The following is a 12,301-nucleotide window of genomic DNA, read 5'->3' as shown; positions in this document are numbered from 1 at the left end:
TCCGCCACCGGATCGCGCGCAAAAATTGCGATGGCGGATTTGGATCTCCCGTCGCTCGTGGTGATGGGGAGACCGAAAAATGGGATTGCGCCTGAAGCATCTGGGGGAGTGTGTGCGATGGGCGTTGCTGGCCGCAGCGATGGGCATGGCATCCGGTCCGGCCGGTGCCGCCGAGGGGCCGTTTCCCAGCACCTATCGCCCCGCGCCCGCCGCGCCGGTGGCTATCGTCGGGGCGACCATATTGACGGGCACGGGGGCAGAGATCGCGAACGCGACCTTATTGATCCGCGACGGGCGGGTCGAGGCGGTAGGCAGGGGCGTGGCGGTGCCCGATGGCTACACTCGCGTCGATGGCCGCGGGAAATGGGTGACCCCCGGCATCATCGACGCCCATTCGCATCTCGGCGTCTACCCTTCGCCGGGCACGCCGTCGCATCAGGACGGCAACGAGGCTGTTGCGCCGAACACCGCCGAAGTCTGGGCCGAACATTCGGTATGGCCGCAGGATCCCAAATTCCGCCTCGCGCGCGCCGGCGGCGTCACGACGCTGCTGGTCCTTCCCGGCTCGGCCAATCTGTTTGGCGGGCGATCGGTGACGCTGAAGAATGTTCCGTCGGTGACGACGCAGGGCATGAAGTTCCCGGGCGCGCCCTATGGCCTCAAGATCGCGTGCGGCGAGAATCCGAAGCGGGTCTATGGTGGCAAGGGCCGCGCACCGTCGACGCGGATGGGTAACGTCGCGGGCTATCGCAAGGCGTGGATCGACGCCGCCGACTATGCGCGCAAGTGGGACAAGTGGGAGAATGACGGCGGGAACGGGAATCCCCCGAAGCGCGATCTGCAGTTCGAAACGCTCGCAGGGGTGCTGAAGGGCGAGATTCTCGTCCAAAATCACTGCTATCGCGCCGATGAAATGGCGGTGATGATCGACATTGCGCGCGAGTTCGGTTTCAGGATCAGCGCCTTTCACCACGCCAACGAAGCCTACAAGATCGCGCCGCTGCTCGCGCGCGAGAATATCTGCGTCGCGACCTGGGCGAACAGTTGGGGCGCCAAGATGGAATCGCTCGACGGGATCGAGGAGAATGCGCCGATGATCGATGCCGCCGGTGGCTGCGCGATCATTCATTCGGACGACGGACTGCTGATCCAGCGGCTCAATCAGGAAGCGGGGATCGCGATGGCCGCGGCGAATCACGCGGGCTTGTCGGTCAGCCGGGGGCGGGCGATCCGATGGATCACCGCCAATCCGGCGAAGGCGCTGGGCATCGCCGACCGGGTCGGCACGCTCGAACCGGGCAAGATGGCCGATGTCGTCTTGTGGAGCGCCGATCCGTTCAGCGTCTATGCTCTCGCGGAACGCGTCTGGATCGACGGGGTGTCGATGTGGGACCGCGGTGACCCGCGCTATCGCGCCCCTTCCGACTTCCTTCTCGGTCAGCCCGGACAGGAGTTTCCCCGGTGATCCGGCTCGGTGTGCTCCTGCTCGCGCTTGCGGCCACTGCGCCCGCGGCTGCGGAAACGATCGCCATTACCGGCGGGCGTATCGTCACCATGGGGCCGGCGGGTGAAATCGCGAGCGGGACGCTGCTGATTCGGGATGGCCGCATCGCCGCGGTCGGGGCCGATGTGGCGGTGCCGCCCGACGCGACACGTATCGACGCGAGCGGGAAGGTGGTGACACCCGGTCTTGTCGCCGCGGGCACTGCGCTCGGATTGATCGAGGTACGCATGGTGGCGGCGACCGACGATCGCGGCACGCACAAGCGCGACCTCAGCGCCGCGTTCGACGCCGGCTATGGGCTCAATCCGGACTCGCTGCTCGTGCCGGTCGCGCGGTTGGGCGGGATCACCCGCGCGATCGCGACCCCCGCCTATGACGACGCGCCCGGTCGCGAGCTTCTCTTTGCCGGACAGGCGGCGGCGGTCGCGCTGGCTGGCCGGCCGATGCTGATGCGGCGCGGTGTCGCGATGGTGCTGGAAATGGGAGAAGGTGGCGCGGAGCGGGCCGGGGGTGCGCGCGGCGCCGAGCTTGTGATGCTGCGCGCGCTCTTTGCGGAGGTGCGCGACTACAAGATGCGCCGCACGGCCTATGATCGCGGCGAGACGCGGGACTATACGCTCTCGCGCGCCGACATGGAGGCGCTGATCCCGGTGATCGAAGGCCGGATGCCGCTGCTCGTCACCGTCAACCGCGCCTCCGACATTCGCGATGCGCTGGCGATGGCGCGCGGCGAGGGCGTGAAACTGATCCTCGAAGGCGTCGCCGAGGGCTGGCGCATCGCGGGCGAGATCGCCGCCGCGAATGTCCCGGTGCTCGTCACGCCGATCGAAAATACGCCAGCCTCGTTCGAGGCGCTGGGAGCGACGCTCGCCAATGCGCGCCGACTCGCCGACGCGGGGGTGCTGGTCGCGATCGAGGGCAACGGCAATCACCGCGAGCGCGAGATGCGGTACAATGCGGGCAATGCCGTGGCGAACGGCCTCGATTGGCGCGCCGGTCTTGCCGCGATCACGATCAATCCCGCGCGCATCTTCGGCCTTGCCGATCGGGTCGGCTCGCTCGAAGCCGGAAAGGACGGCGATGTGGTCGTCTGGGACGGCGATCCTCTCGACACGCTGACGCGCCCGGTTGCAGTGCTGATCCGCGGCGAGCGCCAGCCGATGACCTCGCGCGCCACCGAACTGCGCGACCGCTATCTTCCCGCAATCCTGGCCCCTATTGAAGGAGAAACGCCGTGAATGCCAACCGACTGCTGATGCTCTATTCGGGCGTGCTGACCGCCGCTTTCGCTCTCGCCGTCGCCACGAGCGCGGGCGCCGATACGAGGCCGGGCAAGGCCGTGTTCGACGAGATCGACGTCAAGCGGATCAATGTGCGCGAAGACGATGGAACGATCCGGATGATCGTTTCGAACACGAGCCGGGCGCCGGGGATCATCATGCACGGCAAGGAGCGCCCGCACCCGAGCGGCAACCGGGGCGCCGGGATCATCTTCTACAACAATGAAGGGTCCGAAAACGGCGGCCTGACCTTCAGCGGCCGCACCGGCCCCGACGGCAAGGTATCGGGCGGCGGGCATCTGAGCTTCGATCAATATGAGCAGGACCAGGTGATCCAGCTTACCCAGAGCGAATATGACGGGCGCCGCTGGGCGGGGATGATCGTCAACGACCGGCCCGAGACGCCGCTCGACTTCGACCTCGCCGAACGCCTCTCGAAAATGCCCGACGGGCCGGAGAAGACGGCGGCGCTGCGGAAGGTGGAGGCCGACGGCAGCTTTGGCCGCCAGCGCCTATATGTCGGAAAGACGCGCGATCGCGATTCGGCGGTGATGCTCAGCGACGCGATGGGGCGGCCGCGCATTCTGATGAAGGTGACGCCGGACGGCAAGGCGTCGATCGATTTCCTGGACGACAAGGGCGGCATACTCCGCTCGGTGACCCCCGACGCGAAATGAGGGCGCGCGCGCTCATGATCGCCGCCGCCGCGGCGCTTGCCGGTTGCACGGCATCCGCGCCGCCGCCGTCGCCGGCATCGAGCGCTCCGACCGTCGATCACGACCCCTTCCCCAGCAGCTATCGCCCACCTGCCGCGCGGCCCGTGGCGCTGGTCGGCGCTACCGTGCTCACCGCGACGGGCGAGGAGATTGCGAACGGCACACTGCTGATGGAGGGAGGCAGGATCGCTGCCGTCGGTGCCGCCTTGCCGGTGCCTCCAGGCTATCGGACGATCGATGCGCGCGGCAAATGGATCACGCCCGGCGTGATCGACGCCCATTCGCATCTCGGCGCCTGGTCGCAACCCGAGACCGTCGATGCGCATAACGACGTCAACGAACTCACCGATCCCAATACCGCGCAGGTTTGGGTCGAACATTCGGTCTGGCCTCAGGACCCCGGCTTCGACACCGCGCGCGAGGCGGGGGTGACGACGCTGATGATCCTGCCGGGATCGGGCAATTTGTTCGGAGGGCGTAGCGTCACGCTCAAAAATGTTCGGTCGGTCACCGTGCAGGGGATGAAATTCCCTGGGGCGCCCTATGGGTTGAAGATCGCGTGCGGTGAGAATCCGAAGCGCGTCTATGGCGGGCGCGGCCGTTCGCCGTCGACGCGCATGGGCAATGTCGCGGGCTATCGCAAGGCGTGGATCGACGCGGCCGATTATGCGCGCAAATGGGACGCTTGGGAGCAGGGCGACCGCGCGGGCGACCCGCCGAAGCGCGACCTGCAACTCGAAACGCTCGCTGGGGTGCTGAGGGGCGAGATTCTGGTCCAGAATCATTGCTATCGCGCCGACGAGATGGCGAACATGATCGACATCGCGCACGAATTCGGCTTTCGCATCCGCACCTTTCACCATGCGAGCGAGGCTTATAAGATTGCCCCGCTGCTCGTGCGCGAGGACATCTGTGTCGCCACCTGGGCCAATTGGTGGGGCTACAAGATGGAGGTGTTCGACGCGATCGAGGAAAATGCCGCGCTGATCGACGCGGCGGGCGGCTGCGCGATCATCCATTCGGACGATCCGATCCTGATCCAGCGGCTGAATCAGGAAGCCGCCGCCGCGCTTTCCGCCGCGTGGCGCGCGGGGATCGAGATCAGCAAGGCGCAGGCGGTGCGCTGGTTCACCGCCAATCCGGCGAAAGCTCTCGGCATCGCCGACAAGGTGGGCACGCTCGAGCCCGGGAAGAATGCCGACGTCGTGCTGTGGAGCGCTGATCCGTTCAGCATCTATGCCCGCGCCGAGAAAGTCTGGATCGACGGCGCCATCGTCTTTGACCGGGCTGATCCCGCCTATCGCCGTCATTCCGACTTTCTGATCGGCCAGGCGGGAGAGCGCCGATGATCCGCCTGCTTGCAACCTGCGCCGCGCTCGCCCTCGCGGCGCCCGCCGCCGCTGAGACGGTGGCGATCGTCGACGCGACCCTAATGACGATGACCGACGCTGGCGAGATCGCGCAGGGCACGATCGTGATCCGCGATGGCAGGATTATGGCTATTGGCCCCGACGTGACAGTGCCCGCGGGCGCGCGGGTCGTCGACGGGCGGGGAGGCGTCGTCACCCCTGGCTTTATCCAGGCTGACAGCACGCTCGGCGCGGTCGAGGTCAGTCAGGTCCCGGCGAGCGCGGACCGCGCGACGCACAGCCGCTCGATCAGCGCCGGTTTCGATATTTCGCTGGGGCTCAACCCTGATTCGATCCTGCTTCCCGTGTCGCGGCTGGCGGGGATCACGCACGCGGTCACGACGCCGCTCTATGATGATCGTCCGGGGCGCGATCTGCAGTTTTCGGGGCAGGCGGCGGTGATCGATCTGGCGCAGCGATCCGATATGGTCACCCGTCCGCGCGTCGCGATGGTGCTCGAAATGGGCGAGGGTGGGGCCGAACGTGCCGGCGGGGCGCGGGGCGCGGCGATCGTCGCCCTGCGCGCGACGCTGGACGATGTTCGCCACTTCGCGCGTCATCGCGCCGCCTATGATCGGGGCGAGGGGCGCCCGCAGAGGCTGTCGCGGATCGATCTGGAAGCGCTGGTACCGGTGGCCGAGGGACGGATGCCCCTGATCGTCAAGGTCGATCGTGCTTCGGATATCGTCGATATGATCGCCTTCGCCCACGACGAAGGCCTGCGGATCATTCTCGACGGCGCGGAAGAAGGATGGCGCGTGGCTGCGGCGATTGCGGCCGCGAAGGTGCCTGTGATCGTCGATCCGCTCGCCGATTTGCCGCGCAGCTTTTCACAGATCGGCGCCTCGATGGACAATGCGGCGCGGCTGCATGCCGCCGGGGTTACCGTCATCCTGAAGACTGGCAGCGGCGTCGCTCACCGCGCGCGCGAACTGCGCTACGGTGCGGGCAATGCGGTGGCGTGGGGGCTGCCGCACGCAGCCGCCGTCGCCGCGATCACGATCAACCCCGCGCGCGTGTTCGGCGTCGCCGACCATGCTGGGTCGCTGGCAGAAGGCGGGGCGGCCGATCTCGTGCTATGGAGCGGCGACCCGCTCGAACCCCTGTCGCAGCCGCGCCTGATCTTCGTCGAAGGCATCGAGACGCCGCTCACCGCGCGGCCGCTCGATCTGCGCGATCGTTACGCACCCTGACCGGGCGGTCAGGGCAGCGGTCGGCCTTCGGTGTCGATCAGCTTCACGTCGGGATGACGCTCGCGTAGCGCCGCGATCCATTGCTTCGAATCGCCCGCGAGGATCAGCGTCACCTGTTGGGGTGCGATATGGTCGGCTACTGCCGCGGCGACGTCTGCGGCCGACGGTGGCGATGCCGCCGAAATCTCGGTCTTCAGCACCTCGATTCCGGTATCGCTCGCGACCAGCGAAGCAAGATAATCGGCGAGGCCGGCGGCGCGTTCGGTCTGGTTAGAAAGCCCGTTGGCGAGATAGGTCGCGCGGTCGGCGATGCGCTCCGCGCTCATCGGTTCGCTGCGAAGTCGCGCAATCTGATTCAATACCAGCCCCGCGACTTCGATCGCGGACTCATTCTTCGTCTGCGTGGCCGCGAGCAGGAGCGCGGCGTCGCGGCGCGTGTCGAGCAGGCTGCCGGCGCTGTAGCTCAGCCCGCGCTTGACTCGGATTTCCTGCGTCAACCAGCCCTGAAAGCCGCCGCCCAGCCCCGCATTTGCGATCCGCAAGGCAGCCCAGTCGGCATCGTCGCGCCCGACGGTCGGCATCGCCGCGATGACCGCGGTCTGGCCGGCGCCGGGCATATCGACCGCGATGATCCGCGGGCCGGACGGTGCAGCGGTGCGCGGTGTTTCAGCCGCAGAAGCTTTCCCGGTCCAGTTCGCGAACAGTCGCTTTGCCAGCGCGAAACCCTCGTCTGGCGAAAGCGCGCCGACGATGATCAGGGTCGCGGTTTGCGGCATCCACCCACGCTGCGCTGCCGCCAGATCGTCGCGCGTGATTGCCTCGATCGATGTTTTGGTCGGTACCAGCCCATAGGCGCTCGCGCCGAACATCGCGGAAGGCAGGACGCGCAGCGCGGCCTGGATCGGCTGTTTGGATGCGACGGTGATCGCGGCGAGTTGCTGGCTGCGGATGGCCGGCAGCGCGGCGTCGGGGAAGGTCGGCCGCATCGCGACATCGGCCAGGACGCGCGCTGCTGCTTCGGCATTGGCGGCGGGCACATTGACCGAAAACAGGGTTGCGTCGGGCTCCGAGCTTGCGGAAATCGTGCCGCCGAGCGCGGCGATGTCGCTCGCGATCGCCTCGGCGCTGCGGCCGTCCGCGCCCTTGAGTGCCAGCGCTGCGGCCATATCGCCCCGCCCGGCCAGCGCCTTCGGGTCGGCCGCATCGCCGCCATCAAGCACGAGCTTCATCGACACAAGGGGAACCTCCGACGATTTGGCGACGATGACGCGAAGCCCGTTTTCGAGGCGCTGGTCGGCAAGCTGTGGCGGCTGTGAGGGTACCGTCGGGCCGGGCTGCGGCCGTGTCTCGCGGTCGGCGTCGCTCGCGATCGTGACCGGAGCGGCGGACGCAGGGGGCACCTTCGGTCCCATCGCCGACAGGTCGGGCGGACTGTCGCCCCGATACCCGGCCGGGCGCAGGCTTTCGTCGCGATAGCGAAGGGTCACGCGCGTCCCATCGCCCAGCCAGCGTTGCGCGAGGCGCTGGACGTCGGCAGGCGTCATCGCGCGGACGGCCGCCAGCCGTTCGTCGGCGAGATGGGCGTCGCCGGTCAATGCTGCGCCGCCGCCAAGCTCCCAGGCTCTGCCGCGCGCGGTTTCGCGGGCGGAGAGCGCATCGCCGAACAGGCCGTTCTTTGCTGCGGCCAGTTCGTCCGCACCGATGCGTTCGTTGCGGAGCCGCGCGATCTCCGCGGAAAGCGCCGCTTCCGCTTCGTCGATGTCATGGCCTTTCGCCAATGTGACGACGAGCGCGAAGGCATGGCCGTCGCGTGCCGGTAGATTGTAGCTGCTGATCGCCGATGCGATGCCTTTCTCGTCGATAAGGGTGCGGCGCAGCCGCGATGCGGCGCCGCGCGTCAATATCGCGTCCATCAGGTCGATGCCGGCGGCGTCGCGATCGGCCGCGAAGGGCGCGCGCCAGGCGAAGACGAGCGCCGGCAGCGGTACGTTCGGCGCATAGGCATCGATCGTCCGTGCCGCGATCGGCCGTCCCTTCGCGGGATCGCGCGGGATCGCGCGCGTCGGCCGCGGGATCACGCCGATATAGCGATCAGCCCAGGCGTCGAGCCTGGCGGGGTCGAAATTGCCCGACACGACGAAGATGGCATTGTCGGGGCGGTAATAGGCCTCGTGAAACGCGCGTACGTCGGTCAGTTCGGCCTGGTCGAGGTCGGAAATCGTCCCCCCTATCGGGCGCGCATAGGGGTGGTCATCAAAAGTGAAGGCGGGAATCAGCGTATAGAGGATGCGGCCATAGGGCTGCGCCAATATCCGCTGGCGCAGTTCCTCCTTCACCACGTCGCGCTCGGAGTGGAAGCTCGCCTCGTCGATCACCAGATTGCGCAGCCGTTCGCCCTCGATCCACAACATGGCCTCGAGCTGGTTCGCGGGTGCGGTGATATAATAGTCGGTATAGTCGAACAGCGTCGAGGCGTTGGTGCTGCCGCCTATCGCATTGACCGCGTCGAGCACGCCGCCGGGCAGGTTGCGCGTGGTCTTGAACATCAGATGCTCGAACAGATGCGCAAAGCCACCGCGTCCGGGCGGGTCGTCGCGCTGGCCGACATCGTACCAGATGTTGATGGATACCGTGGCCGTGGCGGTATCGCGAATGGCGTAGAGAGTAGCTCCATTGGCGAGAACGCGCTTCGTGAATTGAAGCTTCGGGACATCGAGCAGAGCGGGCGCCGCCGCTTCGGTTTGGGCTACGGCCGACGCGAGCGGCAGGGGGCTGACGGCAAGAAGCAGCAAGGGGATGAGGCGACGCATCGATATCTCCCGAAATTCGGCGAATGGGCAGCGGTCAGCGTAGCAGCGAAACACCGTTCCGGCGGACGATGCGGCCGCGCTGCATGACGAACGACGGATGTTCGGTCGCGCGGATGTCGGTAACGGGGTTGCCCGGCACCGCGACGATATCGGCCCATTTTCCTGGCGTGAGCGTTCCGATCTCGGCGTCGAGGCCGAGGAGCCGCGCCGCATTGCTGGTACCGGCGAGGAGGGCTGCGCCGGGGCGCATGCCGGCATCGACCATCAGCGCGAACTCCATCGCGTTGCGGCCATGGCCGTCGGGGCGAACGGTCGCATCTGTGCCCAGCGCAACCGGCACGCCGATCCGCAATGCGGCGCGGAACATGTCGCCGTGCGATGCCGCCGCGACGCGTGCCTTTTCGGCGATATTGGGTGGATAACCGTCGGCGTTGGTCGCCACCCAGTCGAGCGCCATGAAAGTGGGAACGAGGAAGACTCCCTTCGTCTTCATCAGCTTCAGCGTATCTTCGGACAGAAAGCTGCCGTGCTCGATCGAGTCGATTCCAGCCTCGACCGACAGGCGCGCGGCTGTGTCGCCGTGCGCGTGCGCGGCGACCTTGCGCCCCCACCGATGCGCTTCGCCGATCGCGGCATCGAGTTCCGCGCGGGTCAGTTGGGGAACGTCGACGGGATCATAGGAGAGAACTCCGCCCGAGGCGCAGACCTTGATGACGTCGGCGCCCCATTTGATCTGGTCGCGCACCGCCTCGCGGCATTGATTGGCCCCCGTGCAGACGCCCTCGCGCGGGGTGAGCGGCGCGACGCGCTGGGCGGGAAAAGGCGGCCGGTCGCAACTGCCGCCGGTTGCGGTAATCGCATTGCCGGCGGCCAAGATCCGCGGACCGTCGGTCAGATTTGCGGCGATGGCATTGCGCAAGCCCACGTCGATGAATTCGCGCCCGCCGACATGGCGAACCGTCGTGAAACCCGCTTCGAGTGTCCGGCGCGCATTCGCGGCGGCATAAAAGGCCATTTCGGTCGGGTTGCGCATCAACTCGTTGAGCGTCTTGCGATAATAATTTTCATCGGGCTCGAGCGTCAGGTGCGAGTGGACGTCGATGAAGCCCGGCATCAGTGTCGCATCGCCAAGGTCGATGATTTCGGCGCCTTCCGGAATAGCTGCTTCGCCGCCGACCGCGACGATTTTTCCGCCGTGCACGATAACGACCGCATCGTCGCGCAGCCCTTCGCTCGTCGCGTCGAAAAGATGGGCGGCGCGAAGGGCGATCGTCCGGGTGCCGTCTTCCGCCGCGCCGCTGGATCCCATGCAGAGGAGCAGGCCCGTCCCCAATAGCGTGCACGCGATCCGCTGGATGCCTTTCAGCATGGCATTCTCCCCCTGATCCTCTCGCGATGACGCACCGTCCTATGGAGTAAGAGGGCCGAGCGCTCAAAATCCGCCAGCCGCGATAGCGGATTTTGCCGCGCCGCCCATCATATCCCGAGCGTACAGGCGAGAAGGGGAGCCGTTTCATGTCCAGGAGCCGGGTCGAAGGATCCTTCGTCGCGACCGTCACGCCTTTCGATGCAAGGGGCGAAATCGATTTCGGTGCGTGGCGGATGCTGATCGAGCATCAGCATCGCCACGGAACCGCCGCGATGCTGTTCATGGGTTCGACGGGCGAGCCGTCGCTGCTCTCGCCTGAAGAAAAGAAGCGGGTGGTCGTCGAGACCGCGAAAATGCGCCCGCCGGATATGGCTTTCTATTACGGCTGCACCGGCGCTTCGACCGAGCAAGTGATCGAGAATGTGCGCTTCGCCGCGGCCAATGGCGCCGATGGCGCGGTGATCGCGGCACCCCCTTATATCTGCGCTTCCGAGGCCGACATCGAGCAATTCTACCTCGACGTCGCCGATGCGTCCGACCTGCCGCTCGGCATCTACAACAATCCGCCGCGGGTGAAGACCGATCTTCATTGGGATCAGTTGCTCCGGCTCTTTCAGCATCCCAACATCGTGATTCACAAGGAATCGACCGCGCGCGTCGGCCAGATCGCACAGATTCTGGCCGCAGCGCCCGATGTTTCGGTGATGTGCTGCGATTCCCCCAATCTGGGGCTGGTCGTCCCGACGATGGCGCTCGGCGGTCATGGCACCGCCAATATGGGCGGCAACATCGCGCCTGCCGAAATGGCCGCAATCTCGAAGCCCTGGGCGGATGATGGCGATGCCGAGGCGTTCCGCGCCCAGTATCTGGCGCTGTTGCCGCTGCTCCATTTCAACTATTCGGCGATCAACCCGGTCGCCATCAAGTCTCTGATGCGGGCCTGCGGCCTTCCGGTCGGTGGTCTGCGCAAGCCTCTTCGCGAATTGCCGGAAGATGAAATCGGAAAGGGCCTCGCCATCCTCCGCGCGGCTGGATTGGGGCATCGATACGGTTACGATGTGTCAGGCTGAGCATATGAGTTCGCATGGCGCGGGTGAATCGCGCCGCGCTCCGGATACAGACACCGTCTTCGGCTAATGAAGAGCTGGCTTCCCGTCCGACGTCAGTCGTTCCCCCTTTTGGTTGGATCGTGCCTGAAGCTTGTCGTTGGACCGGCGTGCGTTGAATCGGCATCGCCTATCCCCGTCCGCCCTGAGCGTGTCGGCATTGCCGTTGCGCGCCGGGGGCGGTAGAAGCGCGCGGTGGAACGCCGCCGCCTCCTTCGCGCCTTGCGCGCCGGCAGACAGATCGCCGGCCTCTAGCCCGGGCATCGCCGCTTTGCGCGATGTCCGGGATCGGATTTCCTTGGCGGCAGCCGCACCAAACTGCTTTATTCCCTATCCTATCCGGCAAGATGCGGCGCGCCGGTCGCGAGATTGTGCATGTCGCGGCGCTTCCCGTCCAGTGCGCGGCCCAACCGGGCCGGACCTGCTAAAACCCGGTATCATGACAGCGTGGTCAGCCTGCCGCGCGCGCTGTCGAAGCTCGGCTTTTGTTCCCGCACCGAGGCCACTGCCCTGATCGATCAAGGACGGGTCATGGTCGATGATCGCCCGGTCCATTCTCCGTCGCAGCGCGTCGACCTGCGGCGGGCGCGGATCGCGGTCGACGGGCGGAGCGTCATCGCCGAACGTCCCCTATATCTCATGCTCAACAAGCCGCGCGGGCTGGTCACGACCCGTCGCGACCCGCAGGAGCGGGGAACGGTTTATGACTGCCTCCCCCCGGACCTGCCGTTCCTTTCGCCCGTCGGGCGTCTCGACAAGGCAAGCGAAGGGCTGCTGCTTATGACCAATGATACCGGCTGGGCTAATTATCTGCTCGATTGCTGCGCGACAATCAGGGTGAGAATTGCCGACAATCAGGATGAGAATGGCGGCGGTGTGTCTGTCGGGACGAGGGGCGAAGCCCCGAGGAGCGA

General features: G+C 66.6%; 9 protein-coding genes. 7 read left to right on the top strand and 2 right to left on the bottom strand.

Annotated elements, in window-relative coordinates:
- Window positions 1–79 precede the first annotated feature (79 nt).
- From FHR21_RS16850 to FHR21_RS16830, 5 genes are read left to right on the top strand one after another with little or no spacing between them, the layout of a single operon-like run.
- Window positions 80–1,465 (top strand): amidohydrolase, encoded by a 1,386-nt coding sequence (locus FHR21_RS16850; RefSeq protein ID WP_184100431.1) that lies wholly within the window; start codon window positions 80–82, stop codon window positions 1,463–1,465.
- A complete protein-coding gene (locus FHR21_RS21220; RefSeq protein WP_221235231.1) occupies window positions 1,462–2,742 on the top strand; it encodes an amidohydrolase family protein in 1,281 nt (426 codons plus the stop codon). The genes FHR21_RS16850 and FHR21_RS21220 overlap by 4 nt, the downstream gene beginning before the upstream one ends.
- Window positions 2,739–3,461 carry a hypothetical protein gene (locus FHR21_RS16840; protein WP_221235230.1) on the top strand — a complete coding sequence of 241 codons (723 nt, stop codon included), beginning with the start codon at window positions 2,739–2,741 and terminating at the stop codon, window positions 3,459–3,461. The genes FHR21_RS21220 and FHR21_RS16840 overlap by 4 nt, the downstream gene beginning before the upstream one ends.
- Window positions 3,462–3,475: 14 nt before the next feature.
- Window positions 3,476–4,849: an amidohydrolase gene (locus FHR21_RS16835; protein ID WP_246427290.1), complete on the top strand. Its 1,374-nt coding sequence runs from the start codon at window positions 3,476–3,478 to the stop codon at window positions 4,847–4,849.
- Window positions 4,846–6,102 carry an amidohydrolase family protein gene (locus FHR21_RS16830; RefSeq protein ID WP_184100427.1) on the top strand — a complete coding sequence of 419 codons (1,257 nt, stop codon included), beginning with the start codon at window positions 4,846–4,848 and terminating at the stop codon, window positions 6,100–6,102. Before FHR21_RS16835 ends, FHR21_RS16830 begins: the two co-directional genes overlap by 4 nt.
- A gap of 8 nt (window positions 6,103–6,110) precedes the next feature.
- Here FHR21_RS16830 and FHR21_RS16825 read toward each other — a convergent pair whose 3' ends face one another.
- Both FHR21_RS16825 and FHR21_RS16820 read right to left on the bottom strand, forming a co-directional pair.
- Window positions 6,111–8,912, bottom strand: coding sequence for a M16 family metallopeptidase (locus tag FHR21_RS16825; protein ID WP_184100426.1), 2,802 nt, complete (start codon window positions 8,910–8,912; stop codon window positions 6,111–6,113).
- Between the two features lie 34 nt (window positions 8,913–8,946).
- Complete coding sequence (locus FHR21_RS16820; RefSeq protein WP_184100425.1) at window positions 8,947–10,281, bottom strand: amidohydrolase family protein; 1,335 nt, start codon at window positions 10,279–10,281, stop codon at window positions 8,947–8,949.
- A 146-nt stretch (window positions 10,282–10,427) separates the two neighbouring features.
- Here FHR21_RS16820 and FHR21_RS16815 point away from each other — a divergent pair, with 146 nt between their 5' ends.
- Window positions 10,428–11,351 (top strand): 4-hydroxy-tetrahydrodipicolinate synthase family protein, encoded by a 924-nt coding sequence (locus FHR21_RS16815; protein ID WP_184100424.1) that lies wholly within the window; start codon window positions 10,428–10,430, stop codon window positions 11,349–11,351.
- A 411-nt stretch (window positions 11,352–11,762) separates the two neighbouring features.
- Window positions 11,763–12,301: S4 domain-containing protein (locus tag FHR21_RS16810; protein WP_184100423.1), on the top strand; the 539-nt coding region annotated here is incomplete at its 3' end.

It is taken from the genome of Sphingopyxis panaciterrulae (assembly GCF_014199295.1).
Lineage (GTDB): Bacteria > Pseudomonadota > Alphaproteobacteria > Sphingomonadales > Sphingomonadaceae > Sphingopyxis > Sphingopyxis panaciterrulae.
The sequence above is the reverse complement of the archived record's forward strand: the minus strand, read 5'-3'. Positions and strand labels throughout refer to the sequence as shown.

Coding starts and splice junctions, on each gene's coding strand:
- FHR21_RS16850 (WP_184100431.1), top strand. CDS start 80: ATGGGATTGCGCCTGAAGCATCTGGGGGAGTGTGTGCGATGGGCGTTG.
- FHR21_RS16835 (WP_246427290.1), top strand. CDS start 3,476: ATGATCGCCGCCGCCGCGGCGCTTGCCGGTTGCACGGCATCCGCGCCG.
- FHR21_RS16830 (WP_184100427.1), top strand. CDS start 4,846: ATGATCCGCCTGCTTGCAACCTGCGCCGCGCTCGCCCTCGCGGCGCCC.
- FHR21_RS16825 (WP_184100426.1), bottom strand. CDS start 8,912: ATGCGTCGCCTCATCCCCTTGCTGCTTCTTGCCGTCAGCCCCCTGCCG.
- FHR21_RS16820 (WP_184100425.1), bottom strand. CDS start 10,281: ATGCTGAAAGGCATCCAGCGGATCGCGTGCACGCTATTGGGGACGGGC.
- FHR21_RS16815 (WP_184100424.1), top strand. CDS start 10,428: ATGTCCAGGAGCCGGGTCGAAGGATCCTTCGTCGCGACCGTCACGCCT.